This is a genomic window from Achromobacter insuavis, assembly GCF_902859645.1.
GTDB classification, from domain to species: domain Bacteria; phylum Pseudomonadota; class Gammaproteobacteria; order Burkholderiales; family Burkholderiaceae_B; genus Achromobacter; species Achromobacter insuavis.
Genome location: NZ_CADIJR010000009.1, coordinates 37,473 through 60,101 on the forward strand (window position 1 = coordinate 37,473; position 22,629 = coordinate 60,101).

At 70.2% G+C, this 22,629-nt stretch carries 21 protein-coding genes; 10 read left to right on the forward strand and 11 right to left on the reverse strand.

Translation table 11 applies throughout. The features are described 5' to 3' along the window. Positions 1-10: 10 nt before the first annotated feature. From H0523_RS07420 to H0523_RS07435, 4 genes are all read right to left on the reverse strand, one after another. Complete coding sequence (locus tag H0523_RS07420; RefSeq protein ID WP_231689900.1) at positions 11-1,294, reverse strand: ABC transporter substrate-binding protein; 1,284 nt, start codon at positions 1,292-1,294, stop codon at positions 11-13. Positions 1,295-1,397: 103 nt separating this feature from the next. Continuing rightward, positions 1,398-2,141, reverse strand: coding sequence for a GntR family transcriptional regulator (locus H0523_RS07425; protein WP_054432169.1), 744 nt, complete (start codon positions 2,139-2,141; stop codon positions 1,398-1,400). Positions 2,142-2,152: 11 nt separating this feature from the next. Continuing rightward, positions 2,153-3,784: an AMP-binding protein gene (locus H0523_RS07430; protein WP_054432168.1), complete on the reverse strand. Its 1,632-nt coding sequence runs from the start codon at positions 3,782-3,784 to the stop codon at positions 2,153-2,155. Between the two features lie 3 nt (positions 3,785-3,787). After that, on the reverse strand, positions 3,788-4,822 hold the full coding sequence (locus tag H0523_RS07435; protein WP_054432167.1) for a cyclase family protein: 1,035 nt from the start codon (positions 4,820-4,822) through the stop codon (positions 3,788-3,790). A 158-nt stretch (positions 4,823-4,980) separates the two neighbouring features. Here H0523_RS07435 and H0523_RS07440 point away from each other — a divergent pair, with 158 nt between their 5' ends. Together H0523_RS07440 and H0523_RS07445 are read left to right on the forward strand one after the other, a co-directional pair. Then, positions 4,981-5,976, forward strand: coding sequence for a Bug family tripartite tricarboxylate transporter substrate binding protein (locus H0523_RS07440; RefSeq protein WP_054432165.1), 996 nt, complete (start codon positions 4,981-4,983; stop codon positions 5,974-5,976). After that, positions 5,973-6,695, forward strand: coding sequence for an SDR family NAD(P)-dependent oxidoreductase (locus H0523_RS07445; RefSeq protein ID WP_054432163.1), 723 nt, complete (start codon positions 5,973-5,975; stop codon positions 6,693-6,695). Before H0523_RS07440 ends, H0523_RS07445 begins: the two co-directional genes overlap by 4 nt. Before the next feature lie 45 nt (positions 6,696-6,740). Here the strand turns inward: H0523_RS07445 and H0523_RS07450 are convergent, their stop codons facing one another. Together H0523_RS07450 and H0523_RS07455 are read right to left on the reverse strand one after the other, a co-directional pair. Continuing rightward, positions 6,741-7,121 (reverse strand): hypothetical protein, encoded by a 381-nt coding sequence (locus tag H0523_RS07450; RefSeq protein ID WP_054432161.1) that lies wholly within the window; start codon positions 7,119-7,121, stop codon positions 6,741-6,743. 14 nt (positions 7,122-7,135) lie between these two features. Further along, positions 7,136-8,110 carry a GlxA family transcriptional regulator gene (locus H0523_RS07455; RefSeq protein ID WP_082380437.1) on the reverse strand — a complete coding sequence of 325 codons (975 nt, stop codon included), beginning with the start codon at positions 8,108-8,110 and terminating at the stop codon, positions 7,136-7,138. On the opposite strand from H0523_RS07455, the gene H0523_RS07460 reads away from it, so the two are divergent. After that, on the forward strand, positions 8,105-8,809 hold the full coding sequence (locus tag H0523_RS07460) for a DJ-1/PfpI family protein (protein ID WP_054432159.1): 705 nt from the start codon (positions 8,105-8,107) through the stop codon (positions 8,807-8,809). The two genes, H0523_RS07455 and H0523_RS07460, sit on opposite strands and share 6 nt — an antisense overlap. On the opposite strand, the gene H0523_RS07465 is transcribed toward H0523_RS07460, so the two are convergent. Then, on the reverse strand, positions 8,766-9,248 hold the full coding sequence (locus tag H0523_RS07465) for an Lrp/AsnC family transcriptional regulator (protein WP_006394279.1): 483 nt from the start codon (positions 9,246-9,248) through the stop codon (positions 8,766-8,768). The genes H0523_RS07460 and H0523_RS07465 overlap by 44 nt on opposite strands. Before the next feature lie 141 nt (positions 9,249-9,389). Here H0523_RS07465 and H0523_RS07470 point away from each other — a divergent pair, with 141 nt between their 5' ends. Continuing rightward, entirely contained in the window at positions 9,390-10,010 is a 621-nt protein-coding gene (locus H0523_RS07470; protein ID WP_231689899.1) for a LysE family translocator, read from the forward strand. A 77-nt stretch (positions 10,011-10,087) separates the two neighbouring features. Here the strand turns inward: H0523_RS07470 and H0523_RS07475 are convergent, their stop codons facing one another. The 3 genes from H0523_RS07475 to H0523_RS07485 form a co-directional block, all read right to left on the reverse strand. Beyond that, positions 10,088-11,986, reverse strand: a complete 1,899-nt coding sequence (locus H0523_RS07475) for an ABC transporter ATP-binding protein (protein ID WP_054432156.1) — start codon at positions 11,984-11,986, stop codon at positions 10,088-10,090. A 416-nt stretch (positions 11,987-12,402) separates the two neighbouring features. Continuing rightward, complete coding sequence (locus H0523_RS07480) at positions 12,403-14,295, reverse strand: TRAP transporter large permease (RefSeq protein WP_054432154.1); 1,893 nt, start codon at positions 14,293-14,295, stop codon at positions 12,403-12,405. Next, the gene (locus H0523_RS07485; protein WP_054432152.1) at positions 14,292-15,305 is read right to left on the reverse strand and encodes a TRAP transporter substrate-binding protein; all 1,014 of its coding nucleotides are present in this window, start codon (positions 15,303-15,305) and stop codon (positions 14,292-14,294) included. Before H0523_RS07485 ends, H0523_RS07480 begins: the two co-directional genes overlap by 4 nt. 235 nt (positions 15,306-15,540) lie before the next feature. Between H0523_RS07485 and H0523_RS07490 the strand changes: the two genes are divergently transcribed. From H0523_RS07490 to H0523_RS07515, 6 genes are all read left to right on the forward strand, one after another. Further along, the gene (locus H0523_RS07490; RefSeq protein ID WP_231689898.1) at positions 15,541-16,368 is read left to right on the forward strand and encodes an IclR family transcriptional regulator; all 828 of its coding nucleotides are present in this window, start codon (positions 15,541-15,543) and stop codon (positions 16,366-16,368) included. 44 nt (positions 16,369-16,412) lie between these two features. Next, positions 16,413-17,585 (forward strand): acetyl-CoA acetyltransferase, encoded by a 1,173-nt coding sequence (locus H0523_RS07495; protein ID WP_054432149.1) that lies wholly within the window; start codon positions 16,413-16,415, stop codon positions 17,583-17,585. Beyond that, positions 17,582-19,213, forward strand: a complete 1,632-nt coding sequence (locus H0523_RS07500) for an acyl-CoA synthetase (RefSeq protein WP_054432147.1) — start codon at positions 17,582-17,584, stop codon at positions 19,211-19,213. Before H0523_RS07495 ends, H0523_RS07500 begins: the two co-directional genes overlap by 4 nt. 80 nt (positions 19,214-19,293) lie before the next feature. Next, positions 19,294-20,058, forward strand: coding sequence for an SDR family NAD(P)-dependent oxidoreductase (locus tag H0523_RS07505; RefSeq protein ID WP_054432146.1), 765 nt, complete (start codon positions 19,294-19,296; stop codon positions 20,056-20,058). A gap of 58 nt (positions 20,059-20,116) precedes the next feature. Then, positions 20,117-20,680 (forward strand): PPC domain-containing DNA-binding protein, encoded by a 564-nt coding sequence (locus H0523_RS07510; protein WP_054432144.1) that lies wholly within the window; start codon positions 20,117-20,119, stop codon positions 20,678-20,680. Between the two features lie 2 nt (positions 20,681-20,682). After that, the gene (locus H0523_RS07515) at positions 20,683-21,072 is read left to right on the forward strand and encodes a PPC domain-containing DNA-binding protein (protein WP_054460905.1); all 390 of its coding nucleotides are present in this window, start codon (positions 20,683-20,685) and stop codon (positions 21,070-21,072) included. 477 nt (positions 21,073-21,549) lie between these two features. On the opposite strand, the gene H0523_RS07520 is transcribed toward H0523_RS07515, so the two are convergent. Then, positions 21,550-22,530: a LysR family transcriptional regulator gene (locus H0523_RS07520; RefSeq protein ID WP_054432142.1), complete on the reverse strand. Its 981-nt coding sequence runs from the start codon at positions 22,528-22,530 to the stop codon at positions 21,550-21,552. Positions 22,531-22,629: the final 99 nt, after the last annotated feature.

A 22,629-nucleotide genomic window follows, 5' to 3' on the forward strand; every position in this document is an offset into this window, starting at 1 on the left:
GGGCGTCCGTTCACTTCGCCGCCGTCTTCACCAGCGGGCAGGTCGACTTGGACAGCGGCATGAAGGCCTCGTCGCCCGGCAGCGTCGCCACCAGCTTGTAGTAGTCCCAGGGCCGCTTCGATTCCGCGGGGGTCTTGACCTCGAACAGGTACATGTCGTGCACCATGCGGCCGTCCTCGCGGATGCGGCCATTGGCGGCGAAGAAGTCGTTGATCGGCATGGCCTTCATCTGCTTCATCACCGCGTCGGGCGCGTCGGTGCCGGCCGCCTGCACGGCCTTCAGGTAGTGCATCACCGACGAATAGGTGCCGGCCTGGCTCATGTTGGGCATCTTCTTGAGCTTGTCGTAGTAGCGCTGCGACCAGGCGCGGGTCTGGTCGTTCATGTCCCAGTAGAAGGCCTCGGTCAGCATCAGGCCGGCGGCCGCGTCCAGGCCGATGGCGTGGATGTCGTTGATGTACAGCAGCAGGCCGGCCATCTTCTGGCCGCTCTGGGTCAGGCCGAATTCGCGCGCCGCCTTGATGGCGTTGACCGTGTCGCCGCCAGCGTTGGCCAGGCCGACGATCTGGGCGCGGCTGGCCTGCGCCTGCAGCAGGTACGAGGCGAAATCGCTGGTGCCGATCGGGTGGCGGGCGGCGCCCAGCACGGTGCCGCCGCGGGCCTTCACCACGTCGGTGGCCGAGGCCTGCAGGGTGTGGCCAAAGGCGTAGTCGGCGGTCAGGAAGTACCAGCTCTTGCCGCCCCGGTCGACGGTGGCGCGGGCGGTGGTGTTGGCCAGCGACCAGGTGTCATAGGTGTAGTGCACCGAATAGGGCGAGCACAGGTCGTTGGTGATGCGCTCGGTGCCGGGGCCGCTGAAGACCACGATCTTCTTTTTCTCGCGCGCCACTTCCAGCACCGCCAGCGCCGGGGCCGAGCCGGCCACGTCCATGATGGCGTCCACCTTCTGCGTGTCGTACCACTCGCGGGCGCGGGCCGCGGCGATGTCGGCCTTGTTCTGGTGGTCGGCCACCAGCAGGTCGATCTTCTTGCCGAGCACGGTGCCGCCGAAGTCGTCGATGGCCATCTGCGCGGCGGTGGCGCTGCCCTTGCCGGTCACGTCGGCGTAGATGCCGCTCATGTCCAGGATCAGGCCGAGGCGGACGATATCGTCGGAGATGGCGGCGGGGGCGGTCTGGGCCTGGGCGGGGCCGCCGAGGGACAGGCCGGCGACCGCGGTCAGCGCGACGAGGGCGCGTGCGAGACGCGGATTGGGGGTGCTGCGTTGCTGCGAAATCCGGGGCATGGGGGTCATGGTTGTCTCCATTTATGGTTATGCCGGATGCTTGCGGGTACTGCGAGCGCTTGGCCGGACGGCCGCGCTTCTATGGAATGGCTCCGAGGGACGACCGCGCGCGCTAGCGCTGGGTCAGCAGGTCGAACTCCATGCGCACCTTGCGGAACGGGAATTCCAGCCGCGCGAAATACACCACGCGGCCATCGATGCAGGCGTAGCGGCGCAGTTCGGCCACCGGCGAGGACACCGGGATCCGCAGCGATTCCGCCGATTCCTGGCCGGCCTCGATGACGTTGAGCACCTGGCGCGCCTCGCTGATGCGGGCGCCGTAGAACTGGTCCAGCACCGGCGCCACGGTGCTTTTCTGGATGCGGGCGCGATGCTTGCGGAACAGGCTGCTTTCCAGGAATACCTCGCTGTAGCAGAACGGCCCGGCCTCGGTGGTGTGCACGCGCCGCAGGTATTGGAAACGGCCGCCGCGGTCGGCCGCGCACGGCATGCCCAGGGTGTCGGGCAGCGGCGAATCGGCGCTCGATTCCACCAGCGAGACGGTGCCGAGCTGGTTGCTCAGCTCGACCGTTTCGGCCCAGGTCTTGGGAATCAGCAGCGTCGGCGTCTCGGGCAGGTCGGCATTGACGAAGGTGCCGGACCCGCGCGAGCGCCGGATCAGGCCGTCCTGTTCCAGCTGGCCGAGGGCCTGGCGGATGGTGGCGCGCGAGATGCCATAGGTTTCCATCAGCGCTTCCAGCGGCGGGATCTGCTGGCCGGGCCGCCAGGTGCGGTTCTGGATGTGGCCGCGGAACAGCGCGGCCGCCTGCAGGTAGAGCGGTTGGGGGCTGTGCGAGAAAAGCGGGCGCGCGGGCATGGTCGGATCGGTCAGGAGGTGGTGGGGGCGGCGAGCAGGGCGTCGGCCATCTCGCGCAGCCGGTGTTTCTGGATTTTGACCGAATTGGCGCTTTCCACGGACGGGAACGCGTCCAGCACCGTGAAACCGGCCGGCGCCTTGAAGCCGGCCATGGCCTGTTTGCAGGCCGCCGTCCAGCCGGCGGCATCGGCGTCGGCGCCGTCCTGCAGCAGCACGAAGGCGTAGGGCACGGTCTTGCCGTCGCGGGTGGCGCCGACCACCTGGCAGGCGCGCACGCCGGGCAGCGACTCCACCATCTGCTCGATCTCGACCGGATTCACCAGGAAGCCGGACAGGCGCAACGAGTCGCCCATGCGGGTCTGGAACACGAACTGGCGCGGGTTCAGCGTGTAGCCGAGGTCGCCGGTCCGGAAGTAGCCGTCGTCGGTGCAGGCGCGGGCGGTGGCCTCGGGGTTGTCGAGGTAGCCGCGCATCAGGCTGGGCGACAGGATTTCCAGCTCGCCCGATTCGCCGTGCGGCAGCACCGCGCCGCTGGCCGGATCGCGCGCCCGCACCCGCGCCTCGGGATAGACCAGGGTGCCGCCGGGCTGGTGGCGCGCGGCCACGTCGCCTTCGGCCGGATCGCGCGGCTGGCCGGCCACCAGCGCGATCAGTTCGGTGGAGCCATACAGCCCCGTCAGCGGCACGCCGGTTTCCCGCGCCAGGTCCAGCATGTGATCCAGCGCCGGCGTGAAGCTGGCGAAGCCGAACAGCCGCGCCGACGCGAAGGCGCCCGGCGCGCCCGCCCGCATCATGGCGACCAGCGCCTCGTTGTTGGCGTAGGTGTGGGTGACCCGATGGCGCTGGATCGCGGCGGCCGATTCGGCCGCGTCGAACACCGGCGCGCACACCACCGGCGCGCCGTGCGCCAGGCCGCCCGCCAGCGTGGCAAAGCCGAAGGCGCCGCAGAACGGCGCGCTGGCCAGCACGCGGCTGTGGTCGTCATAGCCGAAGGCGCGCGCCACCGCCGCGCCGTGGCGCAGCAGGGTGCGCTGGTCGTGCAGCACGAACTTGGGCTGCGAGGTGGTGCCGGACGTGGTGAAGCACAGCACGCCCGCGTCGGGCTGGGGCGGCGGCGGCGCGTCGGCGCAGGCGCGCAGGTCGGCATAGCGGTGCACCGGCTTGCCGCGCAGCGAGGCGGCGATGGGGGCGTCTGTTTGTACGTCTGCTTGTGCGTCCGTCTCGGACACGGCGACGATGCCTTGCAGCCGCGCCAGCGATTCGGCCGCGACGCCGTCCAGGATGCCGGCGAAGTCGATGCCCTTGAAGCCGGGCCAGAACACCAGCCAGTCGGCGCGGCCGCGGCCCAGGATGTCGGCCAGTTCCAGGGCGCGAAAGCGCGTGTTGACGGCCAGCGCCAGCGCGCCGAGGTGGGCGCAGGCCAGGAAGGTTTCGACCCAGGCGGCGCAGTTGGGCAGCCACACGGCCACGCGCTGGCCGGGCCGCACGCCGATGCGCGCCAGGCCGGCGGCCAGGGCGCGGCTGCGCGCGCGCAGATCGGCGTGGCTGATGGCCTGGTCGCGGTCGATCAGGGCGGGGCGGTCGGGATGCAGCGCGGCCAGCGCGTCCAGGTGCTGCGCGAAGGTCGGAGCGGGTTGCGTCATGGCCTACACCGTGGCGATCGGGGTCACGGGGGAACCCACGGCGCCGGGCATGCGCAGCGGCGGGGCGGTCAGCAGGAAGCGGTTGCGGCCCTGTCCATGCAGCCAGTCGGCCAGGGCCTTCAGGTACCACAGCTCGGCCAGCGGCACGCCCAGCTTGAACAGGCAGTGATGGTGCAGCGGCAGGATCGAATGGCCCGGGCCGGCGGTGCGCGCCGGATAGGCCTCGACCGCGTAGTTGTCGGCGCAGATCGCGGCGATGCCGCTGGCGGTGATCCAGTCCAGCAACGCCGGGTCGGCGCCGTCCAGCACCGCGCCGGTCTGTTCCAGCCGGTGCGGATCGGGCTGGCCGTTCATCTCCATCAGCGTTTCGGCAAAGCCGGTGCGCAGCACCAGCATGTCGCCCGGCTCGACCACCACCTGCTGCTCACGCATCGCGGCCTGCAGCTGGGTGTAGCCGACCAGGGTGCGGCCGGGGCCGAAGGCGCGCGCCAGGTCGACCAGCACGCCGCGGCCCTGCATGCCTTTCTCGGCGTAGCGGCTGATGCTGAGCTTGCGCGCATACGAGCCGCCCGGCGGGCAGCAGGCATCGGCGCCGGCGTCATCGCCGCCGAACACATCCACGCCCGCGGCATAGCCGTTGTAGTAGACGCGGCGAGCCTCGCCGTCGCCCTGGATGTCGAACTGGGCGCCGACGTGGCACAGGCCGTCCCACTGGGTGGAGTACTGCATGCTGAGCGTCACCTGGTCGTCCGACAGCACGTCCACGGCGCCGGGCTGCACGCGCGCCATGGTGAAGTTCAGGTAGGGCGCGCCGTCGCGGAAGGTGGGCTTGAGCTGCGGTGGATGGCGGCGCGGGTTGAGCACGTTGCCGCCGGGCAGGTCCAGCGGCAGCGACAGGCAGAACACCTTGCCCGTGCGCACCTCGCGCACCGCCTGCAGCACTTTTTCCTCGGTCAGCAGGTTCAGGCGGCCGAGTTCGTCATCCGCTCCGAAATCGCCCCAGGTCGATCCCTCGGGGCGGCGCGTCCAGCGTTTCATGGGCTTGTCTCCGGTGTGTTTTTCGAGTCTTGTGAATATAGTACGTATTTACGTACTATAGGAAGTGTCCGCATCCCGAGGACGCCCATCGACAGCATCCGCCCCAAGGCGGAGCCAGAAGAAATCCGCGTCAAGCGGATTCGCGAGGAGACAGATCCATGACGCATTCCCTGCACAGGCGCGCCGGGCGGCGCGCGCTGGCCGCGGCCGGCCTGGCCGTGCTGGCCCTGTCCGCGGCCCACGCGGCCGGTTATCCGGAGCATCCCGTCACCGTGGTCGTGCCGTATCCGCCGGGCGGCGGCGCCGACATCTTCGGCCGCGCCATCGCCAACGCGCTGCAGCCGGCGCTCAAGCAGACCGTGCTGGTCGAGAACAAGCCGGGCGCGGGCGGCAACATCGGCATGGCCTACGTGGCACGCGCCAAGGCCGATGGCTACACCCTGGGCCTGGGCACGATCGGCACCCAGACCATCAACCAGTTCCTCTACAGCAACATGACGTTCGACCCCGAGCGCGACCTGGTGCCGATCGCGCTGGTGTCGACCACGCCCAACGTCATCGCCGTCAGCGCCAAGTCGCCCTACAAAACGGTGGCCGACGTGATCCAGGCCGCGCGCCAGTCCAGGGACAAGAAGCTGACCTACGCCTCGCCCGGCGTGGGGTCGTCGGTGCACCTGACCGGCGCCTACTTCGAGGCCATGGCTGGCGTGACGATGCTGCACGTGCCGTTCAAGGGCACCTCGGCGTCGCTGCCGGCGGTGGCCGGCGGCCAGGTCGATCTGTTGTTCGACAACCTGCCCGGCGCGCTGGCGCAGATCAAGGACGGCAACCTGGTGCGCGGCGTGGCGGTCACGTCCGCCGCGCGCGATCCGTCGCTGCCGGACCTGCCGACCGTGGCCGAGTCCGGCCTGCCGGGTTTCGACGTGACGGCGTGGTTCGCGCTGTACGCGCCGCGCGGCACGCCCGAACCGGTGGTGCGGCAACTGGTCGAGGCGGCGCGCAGCGGCCTGGCCACGCCCGCCATCGCCACCAATTTCGCTACCATGGGCGCCCGGCCCGGCACGCTGTTCGGCGCGGACCTGGCCGCGTTCGAGCGCCAGGAGCGCGCCAAATGGGGCGGCCTCATCAAGGACAAGGGAATCACCGCGCAATGACAACCCCCATCGCATTGGTCACCGGCGGCAGCCGGGGCATCGGCCGCGCCATCGTCGCGCGGCTGCTGCAGGACGGCTTCGAGGTCGTCAACTTCAGCCGCCGGCCGCCGGACGCGGCGTTGCCCGGCGAACGCTTCCAGTCGGTCGACCTGGGCGACGCCGCCGCCACGGCCGCGGCGGCCACCGCGCTGGCGGCGGCGCGGCCGGTGCTGCACCTGGTCAACAACGCCGGCATGATCCAGGTCGCTGACATCGAAGCCGTGACCCAGGAGGAACTGGCGCGCATGGTGGCGGTGAATCTGACCGCGCCGTTGCTGCTGATGCAGGCGCTGCTGCCCGGCATGCGCCAGGCCGGCTACGGCCGGGTCGTCAACATCGGCAGCCGCGCCGGCCTGGGCAAGCCGGGCCGCACGGTCTACGGCGCCACCAAGTCCGGCCTGGTGGGCATGACGCGCACCTGGGCGCTGGAACTGGGCAAGGCCGGCATCACGGTCAACACCGTGGCGCCCGGGCCGATCGCCACCGAGCTGTTCGACCAGTCCAACCCGCCGGGCGACCCCAGGACCGTGGCGCTGGAGGCCGCCATCCCGGTCGGCCGCATCGGCCGGCCCGAGGACGTGGCGCATGCGGTGTCGTCGTTCCTGGACCGGCGCGCCGGCTTCATGACCGGGCAGGTGCTGTATGTCTGCGGCGGCATGTCGGTGGGGCTGGCGGGGTAGGACCGCTACGGGAAGCCGGGGGCGGACCGGGCGGGCAGCGCCGCGTCAGTCGCGCGGGTCCAGCGGCCAGCGGAAGGCCGGCGTGATCTCCACCTGCAGCCCCGCGCCGGCCAGCACCCCGTGCAGCCGGATGACTTCGAGCGCCAGGACATTCTCGGCCACCGGCAGGTCCTGGGCGATCAGCTCGCGCGCCCGCTTGACGCCGATGCCCAGCGCCACCGCCAGGCGGGCGATGGCGCTGGCCGTGGCCAGGGCGCCGGGCCGCGCCCGCAGTGTGTAAGGCGTGCGGTCCATGATCGGGTGGTTGGGGTTGGTGGTCGCCACCATCCAGCCGCAGCCGCCGCAGCGCGCGATCAGGCTCAGCCCCTGTTCGGTGATGACCTGGGGCAGGCCGCATTCGGGACACGGCGAGGCGGACGGGTTCATGGCGTGCGGGCCGGTCAGAGCGGACGGCCGGCGCTTCCGAGCGCATGGCGCAGGACTTTGCCCGAGGCCCGGCCCGCCGCGCGCAGCGCACCGTCGCGTTCGCGCCGCAGCTGGCGCAGCACCTCGCTCGGCGTCACGCCGAAATGCGCCGCGAACTTGCGCTGGAAGGTGCGGCGCGACATGTGGCAGGCATCGGCCATGTCGTCCACCGACCAGCGCGCCGACAGGCTCGCCTCGATCTTCTCGACCAGGTCGCGGAACGGCGCGGCCAGGCGGTCCTGCAGCCGCAGCGACTGGCTGTACTGGCGCTGGTCGCCGTTGCGGCGCATGAACACCACCAGGCGGCGCGCCACGTCCTGCGACACCTGCGCGCCGGCGTCGCGCTCGATCAGGGCCAGCGCCAGGTCGATGCCGGCGGTGACGCCGGCCGAGGTCCAGATCGCGCCGCTCTCGATGAAGATGCGGTCGTCTTCCACCCGCAGGCCGGGATACAGCTGGCGCAGCCGGTCGGCCGAGCGCCAGTGGGTGGTGACGCGGCGGCCGTCCAGCAGGCCGGCCGCCGCCAGCAGGAAGGCGCCGGTGCAGACGCTGCAGGTGCGGCGCGCCTGCGGGCTGCGGCGGCGCAGCCAGGCCAGGGTCTCGCCGTGGGCGCCGGCCTGGTCGATGCCGGGGCCGCCCGGCACGAACAGCATGTCGATCGGCGCGTCGTCGTCCTCGGCGAAGGTGGCGTCGACCTGCATGCGCAGGCCCTGGTCCCAGGCGGCGACCACCGGCGTGGCCGCGACGGTGCTCAGCTGGTAGCCCGCGCCGCCTTCCTCGTTGGCGCCGCTGAAGGCCTGCCACGGCCCGGCCAGGTCGAGCGGCTGGAAGCCGTCGTAGAGCAGGAAGACGATGCGTTTTGGCGCGATCGTGGGGGTATTTGGCGCACGCGCGCCGGCGCCTGGGGCTACGCTGGCGGTTCCGTTCTGCGAAGGAGCATCGTCGTGCATGTGAATATTCTCTTGTTCGAAGGGCTGACCCAGCTCGATATGACCGGGCCATACGAAGTGCTCGCCGCCGCGCCCGGGTTCAGCGTCGATTTTGTCGCAAAAACGCCGGATCCGGTGCGCAGCGATCGCGGCCTGCGGTTCGTGCCGACCCAGACCCTGGCGTCGGCGCCGCCCTGCGATCTGCTGGTGGTGCCCGGCGGGCCGGGGACGGATGATGCCATCCTCGACCCGGACTGGGTAGCCTTCACGCGCCGGCAAGCGTTGGGCGCGCGCTACGTCTTCGGCATCTGCACCGGTTCGCTGCTGCTGGGCGCGGCCGGCCTGCTGCGCGGCCGCCGCGCTTCCAGCCATTGGCGCGCGCGTGAACTGCTGGCGCATTTCGGCGCGGTGCCGACCGATGCGAGGCTGTGCGTGGATGGCAACGTTTTCACCGCGGGCGGCGTCACCTCGGGCATCGACATGGCGCTGAAGGTGGTCGCCACGCTGTGCGGCGACGAGGTCGCCAAGCTGATCCAGTTGCAGATCGAATACGACCCCGAGCCGCCGTTTCCCGGCGGCACGCCCAAGACCTCGGAGCCGGACATCGTGCGGCAATACCTGGCGCAGTCGCAGGCGCGCTTCGAGCAGCGCAGCGCCAAGGTGCGGCAGGCCGCGCTCAATGTCCCAGATGGTCCAGCGGCAGCGGGCTCTGCGGCTTGACGGTCTGGATCGCGAAGTTGCTGCGGATGTCCTTCACCCCCGGCAGCTTGAGCAGCGTGGTCAGCAGGAAGCGTTCGTAGGCGCGCAGGTCGGGCAGCACCACCTGCAGCAGGAAGTCGGATTCGCCCGACACCAGATGGGCCGCCACCACTTCGGGCAGGGCGCAGACTTCCTTGCGGAACTGGTCTGCGTCGCGCTCGTGGTGGCGCTCGACCTTCACGCCGACGAAGACGGTCAGGCCCAGCCCGACCTCGTCCGGCGCCAGCCGGGCCTCGTAGCCCTGGATCACGCCGGCTTCCTCCATCAGCCGCACCCGCCGCAGGCAGGGCGACGGCGACAGGCCGATCTGCTCGGCCAGCTCGACATTGGTGAGGCGGCCGTTCTGCTGCAGGGCCTCGAGAATGCGCCGGTCGTAGGCGTCAAGTTGGCGTTTTGGCATGAAATGAAAATTCTGCGATATGGATTGGTTCAGTGTGCCAATCATGTTATTACGCTTGGCAGGAATAGCAAGCACATGCCGATGCCTTTTCCCTAGAATGATCGCCATTTCCAGCAGTGCGGAGCGTGGCGTATGGCCGACATGGCGTTGTTTCTCGGGGCGTTGTTGATTGTCTATGTGGTGCCGGGGCCGGACATGATCCTGCTGCTCGAGACCGGCGCGCTGCGCGGCCGCGGGCAGGCGCTGGCGGTGGCCGTGGGCCTGGCCCTGGCGCGCGCCGCCCACGTGACGCTGGCGGCATTGGGGCTGGCGGCGCTGTTCAAGACCCATCCCTGGGCCTTCGACGCGGCGCGCACGGTGGGCGGTTGCTATCTGATCTGGCTGGGCCTGCGGCTGCTGCGGGCGGGGCCGATGTCGTACGGCGTGGCGCACGAGGCGCAGGCGGCCGCGCGCGGCAAGGGGCTGGGCGCGGCGCTGTTGAGCGGGGTGCTGACCAACGTGCTCAATCCCAAGGCGCTGCTGTTCTGCTCGGTGCTGCTGCCGCAGTTCGTGTCGCCGGCGCAGGGCCCGATCGGCCAGCAGTTCGCCTTGCTGGGCGTGATCCTGGTGAGCCTGGGCTTGACGTTCGATGTGCTGTGCGCGCTGGCCGGCGGCGTCCTGGGCCGCTGGATGGCGGCGCATCCGCGCGTGCAGAAATGGCAGGGCACGGTGTTCGGCGGCGCGCTGATCGCGTTCGGCGTGCGCCTGACGCTGAATCGCTGAGGCGGCCGGGCCGCGCACGCTGCCGGGCGGCGCGGCGCCATGAAAAAAGGGCCTGACTCGCGTCAGGCCCTTTCTGCTTACTTGCCGAAGGCCAGGGACGTTTCGTCCTCGTCCTGGCCTTCGCCGTCGGCGCGCGCCGGCAGGGGGCGGGCGCCATCGGCCAGCATTTCCGATTGCGTCAGGCCCTTGGTCAGCTCCAGGGCCTGGCGCTCGAACAGGCGCCGGTACAGGCCGCCCTTCAAGCGGATCAGCTGGTCATGGCTGCCTTCCTCGATGATGCGGCCATGGTCCATCACCAGCAGGCGGTCCAGCGCGCGCACCGTCGACAGGCGGTGCGCCACCACCAGCGTGGTGCGGCCGACCATCAGGCGCTCCATGGCCTGCTGGATCAGCACTTCGCTTTCGCTGTCCAGGCTCGAGGTGGCCTCGTCCAGGATCAGGATCGGCGCGTCGGCCAGGAAGGCCCGCGCGATCGCCACGCGCTGGCGCTCGCCGCCCGACAGCTTGACGCCGCGTTCGCCCACCAGCGTCTCATAGCCCTTGGGCAGCGCCATGATGAAGTCGTGCGCGCTGGCCAGCCGCGCCGCCTGCTCGATCTCGGCTTGCGTCGCGCCGGGGCGGGCGTAGGCGATGTTCTCGGCCAGCGTGCGGTGGAACAGCACCGGCTCCTGCTGCACGATCGCGATCTGGCTGCGCAGCGAGGCCTGCCTGACCTGGGCGATGTCCTGGCCGTCGATGGCGATACGGCCGCCGTTGACGTCGTACAGGCGCTGGATCAGCTTGATGAACGTGGTCTTGCCCGAGCCCGAATGGCCCACCAGCCCGACCCGTTCGCCCGGCGCGATGCGCGCCGAGAAGCGGTCGTACAGCGGCGCCTCGTGGCGGCCGTAGCGGAAGGTCACGTCCTCGAAGCGGATCTCGCCCGCCGTGACGCGGATCTGGCCCGCGCCGGGGCGGTCGTCTACGCCCAGCGGCTGCTTTTCCAGCGCCACCAGTTCCTCCATGTCGTTGACCGAGCGCTGCAGGTTGCGGATGTGCATGCCCACGTCGCGCAGGTGGCCCTGCAGCATGAAGAACATCGTCAGCGCGAAGGTCACGTCGCCGACGCTGGCCTGGTTGCGCGACCACAGCAGCAGCGCCGCGCCCAGGATGCCAGCCTGCATCGCCACCAGCATCGCGCCCTGGATGCCGCCGTTGATCGTGGCGCGGATCCAGGTGCGGCGCGTGCGGCGGCGCCACTTGTCGACCACGCGCTCCAGGCGCGCTTCCTCGCGCGTCTCGGCGCCGAAGGCCTTGACGACCGGGTTACAGCTGACCGCGTCGGCCAGCGCGCCGCCCATGCGCGTGTCCCAGGCGTTGCCCAGCCGCGCCGCCGGCGCCACGTAGCCCAGCGACAGCGCCGCCGTGACCGCGATGTACAGCACCGACCCGAGGCCGACGACCAGGCCCATCACCGGCCAGTGGATGCCCAGCAGCACGGTGGCGCCGACCAGCATGATGACCGAGGGCAGCAGCGCCACCAGCAGCGTGTCGTTCAGCAGGTCCACCGCCCACATGCCGCGGGTGATCTTGCGCACGGTCGAGCCGGCGAAGCTGTTGGCGTGCCAGTCGGTCGAAAAGCGCTGCACCCGGTAGAAGGCGTTCGACACCATGCCGTTCATCATCTTCAGGGTGAAGACGATGATGTTCTGGAACACGCCCTGGCGCAGCAGCGTGCCGCCGATGCCCAGCGCGATCAGCAGCCAGAACGCGGTGATGGCCGCGCTCCAGGCCTGCTGGTCGGCCGCGGCGCCGGAAGCCACGGCGTCGACCAGGCGGCCCGCGTACAGCGGGGTCAGCACGTCGGCCAGGGCCGACAGCAGCGCCAGCCCGACGATCAATGCGGTGCGCCAGGGTTGGGCGCGCCAATAGCGGAAGGTAAAGCCGAGGACGTCCTTGAAGGCTTGTCCTCGCAGATCGATTTTTGTTCGATTCATTGCGATCGCCCGGCAACGCGAAGGCGCCGGATTCCTTGTGGGAAAGAAGGTGATACGACCTGCGCCTCACGGCGCGGGCATTGCGTTCAGGGATTTGGGGCGGGCACGGCGGACCAGTCGCCAGGTAGTCTGGCGATGGGGCCGCGCGGGCGACGACTTAATGGCGTCGCGGAGATACGCGCGGGATGGCGGTATGCGGATTCATCATCTTGCGCCTCCCAGGTGTAGGTGAAGGGAAAAAAGAATGGGCACAGGCCCGAATTGAAGATTCTATAGAACTGGTGTACGCGCATCAACCGCGCGGACAGTGGGGGATTGCGGGCGTGTGGGTTTTTCCCCACGCGATGGCGCCTGGTCGCCAGGCGCAATGGAAGAAGGGTCGGCCGCCGCGAAGGCGCGGCGGCCGACCAGGCGGGCTACTTCAGGAACCCGGTCGAGATCCACGGCACCGCGGCGATGACCACGATGCCGACCGCCATCGAGCCGAGGTAGCCCAGGATGGGCCGGATGCCGGCTTCGGGCGCGACCCGGCCAATGGCGCAGGCGGCGTAGTAGCCGACGCCGAATGGCGGCGCGAACAGGCCCAGGCCCATCGACAGGATCACCACCATGGCGTAGTGCACCTCGTGGATGCCCATCTGGTGCGCGATCGGGAATAGCAGCGGCCCGAACAGCACGATGGCGGGAATGCCCTCCAGCACGCTGCCCAGGATGACGAACGCCACGATCGACACCGCCATGAAGGTGGCGGCGCCGCCCGGCAGGCCGGCCATGGCCTGCGCCAGCTGGGTCGAGAAGCCCGATTGCGTCAGGGCCCAGGCCATGGCGGTGGCGGTGCCGATGATCAGCAGGATCGAGCCCGACAGGCAGGCGGTGTCCACCAGCATGGGCTTGAGCCGTTTGGCGTCGAAGCAGCGGTAGACCAGCAGCCCGATCAGTGTGGCGTAGACGATGCCGATGGTGGAGACCTCGGTGGCGGTGGCCACGCCTTCGACCACCGCCGCGCGGATCACGAAGGGCAGCGCCAGCGCCGGCAGCGCCACCAGCAGGGCGCGGCCGATCTGGCGGCCGCTGGCCTTGCGCACCGCGCTCAGGTCTTCGCGGCGGTTGCGCCACCAGACCACCAGGCACAGCATCACGCCCAGCACCAGCCCCGGCAGCAGGCCGCCGGTGAACAGCGCCGTGATCGACACGCCGGTGACCGAGCCGATGGTGATCAGCACCAGGCTGGGCGGCACGGTCTCGGTCTGCGCCCCGGTGGCCGACAGCAGCGCCACCAGGTCGCCCTCGTCGGCGCCGCGCTCGCGCATTTCGGGGAACAGCACCGGCGCCACCGCCGCCATGTCGGCGGCCTTGGCGCCCGAGATGCCCGAGACCACGTACATGGCGCCGATCAGCACGTACGACAGGCCGCCGCGCACGTGGCCCAGCAGGCTGGCCAGGAACGCCACCATGCGCTTGGCCATGCCGGTCATCTCGATCAGCACGCCCAGGAACACGAACAGCGGCACCGCCAGCAGGATCAGGTGCGACATGCCTTCGTCCATGCGCCCGACCACCACCATCATCGGCACGTCGGTGGTCAGCGACAGGTAGCCGAAGGTGGCCAGCCCGAACGCGAAGGCGATCGGCACGCCCGCGAACACCGTGGCCGCCACCACGCCGACGAAGAAGATCAGCAGGTTGACGTTGCCCAGGCCCGCCAGGACCGGTTGCAGCGCCGTCATGGCGGCCACCACGCCGCCGACCAGCAGCAGCGCCAGCCCGGTGACGCGCCACTGCGCCCGTTCGACCAGCCGCAGCAGCGCGATCAGCAGCATCAGCGCGGTGCCCACCGGCAGGGCCGCGGCGCGCCAGATGTTGGGGATCTCCAGCGCGGCGGTGGTGACGTACTGCTCTTCCGAGGCGTACTCGTAGCCCGGCGCCTGCAACAGCAGCAGGAACGCCAGCGCCGCCGCCACCGCCACCATGTCCAGCAGCGCGCGGGTGGCGGGCGAGGCGCGGTTGACCAGCGCGCCCATGCGCATGTGCTCGCCGCGGCGGAAGGCGATCACCGCGCCCAGCATGGCCAGCCACAGGAACAGGATCGAGGCCAGTTCGTCGGACCACACCAGCGGCGTGTGCAGCACGTAGCGCGCCACGATGCCTGAGAACAGGATGACGATTTCCGCGACCACCAGGATGGCCGCGGGAATCTCCACCAGGTGGCCCAGGGCGTTGTCGGCGGCGATGGCCCATGGCCGCCGGCTGCCCGGGGCGGCGGCGGCCTGGGGCGGCGCCTCCGCCGGATGGGTCAGCGCAGCCCTCATGACAGGCTCCCGGCCGCCTGCTCCAGCAGGCTCCAGGCCTTGTCGCCGTACTTTTCCTTCCAGCCGGCGTAGAAGCCGGCGCGCCGCAGCGCATCGCGGATGGGCGCGGGGTCGGGCGTGTTGAAGGTCAGGCCCTCCTCGGCCAGCTTGGCCTGCAGCTGGTTGTTCAGCGCCAGCACGTCGGCGCGCTCGGCCATGCCGGCGGCGTTGATGTGCTTGGCGACGACCTCGCGGATGTCGGCCGGCAGCTTTTCCCAGGCGCGGCGGTTGCCCAGGAACCAGAAGCCGTCCCACATGTGGTTGGTCATCGAGCAGTATTTCTGCACTTCGTACAGCTTGGCGGTCTGGATGATGGCCAGCGGGTTTTCCTGCGCGTCCACCACGCGGGTCTGCAGCGCCGAATAGGTTTCGTTGAAGTTGATGCTGGCCGGCGACGACCCCAGCGCCTTGAACATCGAGGTCCACAGCGGGCTGACCGGCACGCGGATCTTCAGGTCGCGGAAATCGTCCGGGCCGCTGATGGCGCGCGAGCTGGTGGTGACCTGGCGAAAGCCGCTGTCCCAGATGCGGTCCATGACGAACAGGCCCTTGGCGTTGATGTCGGCGCGGATGTGCGCGCCCAGGTCGCCGTCCAGCGCCTTCCAGACCGCGGCGTAGTCGGGGAAGGCGAAGCCCACGCCGCTGATCGAGGCGCTGGGCACCAGGGTCGACAGGATCAGCCCCGACAGGGTGAAGAACTCGACGGCGCCGGCGCGCAGCTGGCTCAGGGTGTCGGTGTCGGACCCCAGCTGGCTGCTGGGGAACACTGCCAGCTCGAAGCGGCCGCCCGTGTCCTTGAGGATGTTCTGCGCGGCCTCGTTGGCGCGCAGGTTCATCGGGTGCGAGGGCGGCAGGTTGTTGGCGTACTTGTAGCGGAACTGGGGCGCCGCCAGCGTGCGCTGGAACGGGGCCAGGGCAAGCAGCGCGCCGCCTCCCGCGGCGCGCATGAGGTTGCGTCGAGTCGTGTTCATGCTGTCTCCTTGGTTATGAGATCCGGCCGCCATCGAGGACGGCCGGATAAAGCGCCTTGCCAGGCTTGTTGCTTTATCTTTGCATGAGGTCCATTATGTGGACCTGCGTACTACCCTTAAATTCATTTAATCACATTGATTCACTAGCGTAAATCAATAAAACTGGTGCAGAATGAAAAAACAAAATCAGATAGATGGTCCACAAAATGGACCTGATGAAAAAACAGGCGGAGACGTGACGGAGACCTCATCCCAGGTCGGTGGCGCCCAGGCGATATCCCGCGCCATGCTGGTGTTGCGCGCGGTGTCGCGCACCCGCGGCGAAGGCGCGGGCCTGCTGGCGTTGACGCGCGATACGGGCATGAGCAAGCCCACCGTGCACCGCCTGCTGGCCGCCCTGGCCGCCGAAGGCATGGTCGAGCAGGACCTGGCCAGCCGCCGTTACTTCCTCGGCCCCGAATGCCATGTGCTGGGCAACATCGCCAGCGAACGCTTCGGCATCAACCGCCTGGCCGCGCCCGTGGTCGCGCGGCTGGCGCACGAGTGCGGCGATTCCGCCTTCTTTTCGCTGCGCCGCGACGTGTTCGCGGTCTGCGTGCTGCGCGAGGACGGCGATTACCCCCTCAAGACTCATGTGCTGCTGCCCGGCGACCGTCATCCCCTGGGCATCGGCGCCGGCAGCCTGGCGATCCTGGCGGCGCTGCCCGACGACGAGGTCGAGGCCTGCCTGCAGGCCAATGCCGGCCTGATCGAGCGGCGCTATCCGCATTACTCCGTGCCGCTGATCCGCACGCTGGTCGACGAGGTGCGCGAGCAGGGCTATGCCGTGAACCGCGGCCTGGTGGTGCCGGGCTCGTGGGGCATCGGCATGCCGCTGCGCGACGAGCAGGGCCATGTGCTGGGCGCGCTCAGCATCGCCGCGGTCGAATCGCGCATGGACGAGGAAAGGCAGTTCCAGCTGGCCAAGCTGTTGTCCCGCGAGGCCAAACGCCTGCTAGCACAGGCCAACCCGGCAGGCCGCGAGGCGCGAACGCGCCCGCCGGCCGCCAAGCCCAAGTCCTGATCCGCCATGTCGGCGGGGCGGGGCTGCCAACAGAGGAGACAGCAATGAGCAAGCGTGCCGTCATCGTGGGATGGTCGCATGTCCCGTTCGGCAAACTCGACGATCCCGATACCGAAAGCCTGATGGCGCGGGTCTCGGGCGCCGCCCTGGCCCATGCGGGCATCGGCCCCGGGGACGTGGACGGCATCTATGCCGGCGTGATGAACAGCGGCTTCCAGAAGCAGGATTTCCAGGCCGCGCTGGTGGCGCTGGCCGATCCGGCGCTGGCGTACGTGCCCGCGACCCGACTGGAAAACGCCTGCGCCACCGGGTCCGCGGCGCTGTATGCGGCCATGGATTTCATCGAGGCCGGGCGCGGCCGGGTGGCGCTGGTGGTGGGCGCCGAGAAGATGACCGCGCGACCCACCGAGGAAGTCGGCGACATCCTGCTGAACGCCAGCTACCGCAAGGAAGAAGCGGACTTGCCCGGCGGCTTTGCCGGCGTGTTCGGCCGCATCGCCTCGGCCTACTTCGAGCGCCATGGCGACCAGGGCGAGGCCCTGGCCCGCATTGCCGCCAAGAACCACGCCAACGCCCTGGGCAATCCGTACGCGCAGATCCGCAAGGACCTGGGCTTCGAGTTCTGCAACACCGTTTCCGACAGGAACCCCTACGTGGCGGCGCCGCTGCGGCGCACCGATTGCTCGCTGATCTCCGACGGCGCGGCGGCGCTGGTGCTGGCCGATGCCGAGACCGCGGCGGGCCTGCGCCGCGCCATCGGCTTTCGCGCGCGGCGCCACGTCAACGACATTCTGCCGCTGAGCCGGCGCGATCCGATCGCGTTCGAGGGCGCGGCGCGCGCCTGGCGCGAGGCGCTGGCCGACGCCGGCGCGACCCTCGATGACCTGAGCCTGGTCGAGACGCATGACTGCTTCACCATCGCCGAACTGATCGAATACGAAGCCATGGGCCTGACGCCGCGCGGCCAGGGCGCGCGGGCGCTGCGGGAGGGCTGGGTCTATCCGGGCGGCCGCCTGCCGGTCAATCCGTCGGGCGGACTCAAGGCCAAGGGCCACCCCGTGGGGGCGACCGGCGTGTCCATGCACGTGCTGGCATGCATGCAGCTGGCGGGCGAGGCCGGCGGCATGCAGGTGCCGGACGCCACGCTGGCAGGTGTCTTCAACATGGGCGGCGCGGCCGTGGCCAACTACGTCAGCCTGCTGGAGCGCGTCAAATGAGCGGCCTGTCGCAGCCGTCCGTGGCGCCACCGGGCGGGGTGGCGCCGGTGTCGCGCCGCGCCATGAACCTGGCGCATTTCCTGGCGCAGGCCGCCCGCCGCCACCCGACGCGCAGCGCGCTGGTCTGCGGCGAGGCGCGCCTGAGCTGGCGCGAGCTGGACGCGCGCACCGCGGCGCTGGCGCAGGCGCTGGCCGAGCGCGGCGTGGGCAAGGGCGACCGGGTGCTGGTGCACGCGCGCAACAGCTTCGCGTTCGCCGAGACCCTGTTCGCGGTGTTGCGGCTGGGCGCCGTGTGGGTGCCGACCAATTGCCGCATCGCGCCGGACGAGGCGGTCTACCTGGCGCAGGCGGCGGGCGTCAAAGCGTTCCTGTGCGACGGCCAGTCGCCGGACCACGCGGCCGCGGTGGCGCGGGCGATGCCGGACCTGGCCCTGCTGGCGCGGCTGGGGCCGGGCGGGTTCGGCGAGGCCGACACCGCCACGCTGATCGAGGCGCGGCTGGCCGATGCGCCGCGCGCCTGCGCCGACGTGGACTACGACGATCCGTGCTGGTTCTTCTTCACGTCCGGCACCACCGGGCATCCGAAGGCGGCGGTGCTGACGCACGGGCAGATGGCGTTCGTGGTGACCAATCACCTGTGCGACCTGATGCCGGGCACCACCGAGGACGACGTCAGCCTGGTGGTGGCGCCCCTGTCGCACGGCGCGGGCATCCACTTCCTGACGCAGGTGGCGCGCGGCGCCTGCTCGGTGCTGCCGGACGGCGACCGCTTCGACCCGGCCCAGGCATGGCAACTGGTCGAGCGCCATCGGGTCACCAACATGTTCACCGTGCCCACCATCGTCAAGCTGCTGGTGGAGGATCCGGCGGTCGATCAATTCGACCACGGCAGCCTGCGCCACGTGATCTACGCCGGCGCGCCGATGTACCGCGAAGACCAGAAGCGCGCGCTCGACAAGCTGGGCGGTGTGCTGGTGCAGTACTTCGGGCTGGGCGAGGTGACCGGCAACATCACCGTCCTGCCGCCGGCGCAGCACCATGGCGGCGACGGCCCCGAGGCCCGCGCCGGCACCTGCGGCTATGAGCGCACCGGCATGCAGATCAGCATCCAGGACGATGCCGGCCGGCCGCTGCCGGCCGGCCAGACCGGCGAGATCTGCGTCTGCGGCCCGGCGGTGTTCGCCGGCTACTACGCCAACCCGCAGGCCAACGCCAAGGCCTTTCGCAACGGCTGGTTCCGCACCGGCGACCTGGGGTATCAGGACGAGCAGGGCTATCTGTACATCACCGGCCGCGAATCCGACATGTACATCTCGGGCGGCTCCAACATCTATCCGCGCGAGGTCGAGGAAAAGGTGCTGGCCCATCCAGCGGTGGCGGAAGCGGCGGTGCTGGGGGTGCCGGATCCGGTCTGGGGCGAGGTGGGCGTGATGGTCTGCGTGCTGCGCCCGGGCCAGGCGCTGGAACAGGACGCGCTGCTGGCCTGGCTGGCGCCGCGCATGGCCCGCTACAAGCTGCCGCGCCAGGTGTTCTTCTGGGACGCGCTGCCGCGTTCGGGCTACGGCAAGATCACCAAGAAGCTGGTGCGCGACGCCTTGCGCGAGCGCGGCTGCCTGGCGGCCGGTTAGCAGGACATCGCGGCCGCCGCGACGGCGGCCGCGATGGCAGGAGGGAGAGACAACGCAGTACACAACGAGGAGACCGAATCATGGATGGAGCGCAGGATGCGGTACTGGTCACGGGGGGCGCGTCGGGCATCGGCCTGGCCGTCGCGCGTGGCCTGCTGGGCGCGGGACGCCGGGTGCTGGTGGCGGACGTGTCGCAGGAGCGGTTAGACGAGGTGCGTGGCCTGGCGCCCGCGGAACGCCTGGGCTGCGTGCGGCTGGACGTGTCCGACGAGGCGCAGGTGACCGAGGCGATGGCGCGGCTGGAGGCCGATTTCGGCCCGATCACCGGGCTGGTCAATTCGGCCGGCATCGGCCGCGACGTGCCGTTCCTGGAGACCGACGCGGCGCTCCTGCGGCGGATCCTGGAAGTGAATCTGGTGGGGTCGTTCGTGGTGGCGCGCGAGGCGGCCCGGCGCATGCGCGAACGCGGCCGCGGTTCGATCGTGAACATCGCCTCGGTGTCGGGCATCCGCGGCAACGCGGGCCGCGCGGCCTACGGGGCGTCCAAGGGCGGGGTGGTGACGCTGACGCGGGTGATGGCGGTGGAGCTGGCCGCCTACGGCATCCGCGTGAACGCGGTGGCGCCGGGGCCGATCGAGACGCCGCTGGTCGGGCAGATGCACACCGACGAGGCGCGCGCGGCCTGGCGCCAGGTGGTGCCGCAGCATCGCTACGCGGCGCCGGAGGAACTGAACGGCACCATCGGCTGGCTGCTGGACGAATCGCTGTCCAGCTACGTGACCGGACAGGTGATCTGCGTGGACGGCGGCTTCACCGCGGCGGGCATGCTGCCGGCGGTGCATTGACGCCGGCGTTTTCAGCTTTCATTCCCATCTTGCGCCACAAGCGCACGGAGTGCACATCATGCGAACCACCACCGTGGATCGTTCGTTGCGGGGATCACCGGTATTGCCCCGCCCCAGGACGCTGATACACCCGGGAGCCTTCAACCCGGTACGGATACACAGCCGCTGCGCGCGGCAGGGCCGCCACATCCGCCTGGCGCTGCAGCCCGGCGCCAGCCTGTTCGAGGCGCTGGTCGATGGGCTGGCGCCGCTGGGCGTGGCGAACGCCTCGATGACGCTGCTGAGCGGCGCCTTCAGCCATCTCGATTACTGCACGGCGCCGCCGGACCCGGCCCATCTGCGGGTGGTGGCGTACACCGCGCCGATCGCGGCGGGCGCGTCCACGCTGATCTTCGGCAATGCCACGCTGGGCAAGGGCGATGCGGGCGAGCCGCTGGTGCACTGCCACGCGGCCTTCTGCGATGAGAGCGGCGCGCTGCTGGGAGGGCACCTGATCCCGCAGACGACGATCGTGGGCGCGGCGCCAGTGACGGTGCTGGTGACGGCGCTGGAAGGGTTCGAGCTGCGCGCCACCTATGACGCCGAAACCAATTTGCGGCTGCTGCAGCCGCGGGAGATCTGACGATGATGCCGGCCGAGGTCGAAAGCGGAAGCATGGGGCGGGTGGCGTATGCGCGCATCGGGCCCAACGAGGATTTGGTGCAGGCGGTGGAGAAGCTGTGCCTGGCGGAGGGGTTCCGGAATGCGTTCGTGCGGGGGGCGCTGGGGAGTCTGGTGGATGCCTGCCTGTATGCGCGGGGGGGCGGGGTGCGGTGGCTGGAGGGGCCTGCGGTGGAGATCGTGAGCCTGGCGGGAGAGGTGCGGGCGCAGGCCGACGGGTCGGTGGTGGCGTCGCTGTCGGGGGTGGTGGCGGATCCGGCGGGGCGGGTGCATGGGGGGGTGTTTGTGCCGGGGGCTAATCCGGTTTGTATGACGTTTGAGGTGACGTTGGAGGAGTGGTTGCCGGAGGGGTGATCCGGGCGTTTTTTTTGCTGCTGCTGCTTTTGATTTTGCTTGCCGTGAGCGGGGTTCTTGGGGCGCCCGCCGCGGCGGCGGTGGCACGCGCGCGGGGCAACGATTGCGGTCCGGAGCGTTCGCTCCGGACTGCCCCTGCGTCATCCTCGTTGCCGCCTGCCGGCGGCTGCCTTCGGATTCCCTCGGGCGCATCGACGCCCCGCGCGCGCGCCACCGCCGCCGCGACGGGCTCGCGTGTTGCCTTGGCGCGTGTCGTCGGGGCGGGGGGTGTGCTTGGGTTTTTCTGGGCGGGGTGCTGTCGCGGAAGGTCTTGCGGGGGCGCCCAAGTCGGCCGCGCGGGCGGCCTTTTTGGGCGGCGGGCTCTTGGGGCGGCGGGGCGTTGGGCGTCGGGGCGTTGCGGTCTTGTGTCGGGGCTTGCCGTCGGTGTTCTGGGGGCTGCTGTCGTGTTGTCGCTGGCGCCGACGGGGCTGGCTTGGCTCAGGGTTTTTGGCGGGGCGGTGGCGCTTGCGTTCCCTTCTTGGGCCTTGCTGGCGGCGGTTGTTTTGGCTGGAACGCGGCGAAGTCGTTCCAGCATTGCTGGGTGAAGGTGTAGAGCGCGTCCTGCGCCTTCAGCGGGCTGCGGCCTGCCAGGCGGGCGAGGACGTAGTGGCCCTGGCGTTGCGGGTCGGGGGGCAGGGGGACTTCGACCAGGCGGCCGGCTTGTTGTTCGTGGCGGGTGACGCAGATGACGCCCAGCAGCAGGGTGTCGGTGGTGAGGGCCAGGTGGACCAGGGGGTCGAGGTTTTCGCAGCGTACGGTGACCATCTGTTCGGGGGCGCCGGCGGGGCCGAGGGTTTCGGCCAGGCGCAGGGCGACCTCGGGGCTGAGGGTGCTGGAGGCGACGGGGTACTGGCGGATGTGGTCGATGGTGGGGCGGCGGTGGGCCAGGATGGGGTGGCCCTGGCGGCAGACCATGCCGGCGCGCAGGGGGGCTAGCGGGCGGGTGTCGATGTCGGCGGCGCCGTAGAGCATGCGGGCGTCGCAGACCATGGCGTCGATGCGTTCGGCGCGCAACTGCTCAAGCAGGGCGGCGGTGGCGCCGAGCTCGGCGGCCACGCGCACCTGCGGATGGCGGGTGGCCATGTGGGCCAGGAAGGGCGTCAGCAGCAGCGAGGCGGGGGTGGGACTCAGTCCGATAGACAGGGCGCCCGATTCGCCGCCGGCCAGGGTTTTTAGCTCGCGCCGCAGTTCGGCTTCTTCATAGCGCATGCGGCGCGCGCGCTCGGCCACGCAGGCGCCGTAGGGCGTCAGGCGCACCTGGCGGGTGCCACGGTCCAGCAGCGGCAGGCCGAGTTCGGTTTCCAGCGCCTGGATGCTGCGGCTGAGCGCGGGCTGGGACAGGTTGACCTTGTCGGCGGCGCGCGAAAAGGTGCCGTGTTCGATCACGGCGAGCAGGTGCTTGAGTTTCTGGAAGTCCATGTTCCAACCGCATGAATCATATGAATCAAATGCATTGGAATTATAGATTGGGCGTCCGTATCATGGTCCGCGGACGGTGCCCGGCAGAGGCGCCGCCAT

Coding starts and splice junctions, on each gene's coding strand:
- H0523_RS07425 (WP_054432169.1), bottom strand. CDS start 2,141: ATGCCCGCGCGCCCGCTTTTCTCGCACAGCCCCCAACCGCTCTACCTG.
- H0523_RS07440 (WP_054432165.1), top strand. CDS start 4,981: ATGACGCATTCCCTGCACAGGCGCGCCGGGCGGCGCGCGCTGGCCGCG.
- H0523_RS07505 (WP_054432146.1), top strand. CDS start 19,294: ATGGATGGAGCGCAGGATGCGGTACTGGTCACGGGGGGCGCGTCGGGC.
- H0523_RS07455 (WP_082380437.1), bottom strand. CDS start 8,110: ATGCACGACGATGCTCCTTCGCAGAACGGAACCGCCAGCGTAGCCCCA.
- H0523_RS07515 (WP_054460905.1), top strand. CDS start 20,683: ATGATGCCGGCCGAGGTCGAAAGCGGAAGCATGGGGCGGGTGGCGTAT.
- H0523_RS07495 (WP_054432149.1), top strand. CDS start 16,413: ATGAGCAAGCGTGCCGTCATCGTGGGATGGTCGCATGTCCCGTTCGGC.
- H0523_RS07475 (WP_054432156.1), bottom strand. CDS start 11,986: ATGAATCGAACAAAAATCGATCTGCGAGGACAAGCCTTCAAGGACGTC.
- H0523_RS07470 (WP_231689899.1), top strand. CDS start 9,390: ATGGCGTTGTTTCTCGGGGCGTTGTTGATTGTCTATGTGGTGCCGGGG.
- H0523_RS07430 (WP_054432168.1), bottom strand. CDS start 3,784: ATGACGCAACCCGCTCCGACCTTCGCGCAGCACCTGGACGCGCTGGCC.
- H0523_RS07480 (WP_054432154.1), bottom strand. CDS start 14,295: ATGAGGGCTGCGCTGACCCATCCGGCGGAGGCGCCGCCCCAGGCCGCC.
- H0523_RS07485 (WP_054432152.1), bottom strand. CDS start 15,305: ATGAACACGACTCGACGCAACCTCATGCGCGCCGCGGGAGGCGGCGCG.
- H0523_RS07420 (WP_231689900.1), bottom strand. CDS start 1,294: ATGACCCCCATGCCCCGGATTTCGCAGCAACGCAGCACCCCCAATCCG.
- H0523_RS07435 (WP_054432167.1), bottom strand. CDS start 4,822: ATGAAACGCTGGACGCGCCGCCCCGAGGGATCGACCTGGGGCGATTTC.
- H0523_RS07500 (WP_054432147.1), top strand. CDS start 17,582: ATGAGCGGCCTGTCGCAGCCGTCCGTGGCGCCACCGGGCGGGGTGGCG.
- H0523_RS07510 (WP_054432144.1), top strand. CDS start 20,117: ATGCGAACCACCACCGTGGATCGTTCGTTGCGGGGATCACCGGTATTG.
- H0523_RS07450 (WP_054432161.1), bottom strand. CDS start 7,121: ATGAACCCGTCCGCCTCGCCGTGTCCCGAATGCGGCCTGCCCCAGGTC.
- H0523_RS07445 (WP_054432163.1), top strand. CDS start 5,973: ATGACAACCCCCATCGCATTGGTCACCGGCGGCAGCCGGGGCATCGGC.
- H0523_RS07520 (WP_054432142.1), bottom strand. CDS start 22,530: ATGGACTTCCAGAAACTCAAGCACCTGCTCGCCGTGATCGAACACGGC.
- H0523_RS07465 (WP_006394279.1), bottom strand. CDS start 9,248: ATGCCAAAACGCCAACTTGACGCCTACGACCGGCGCATTCTCGAGGCC.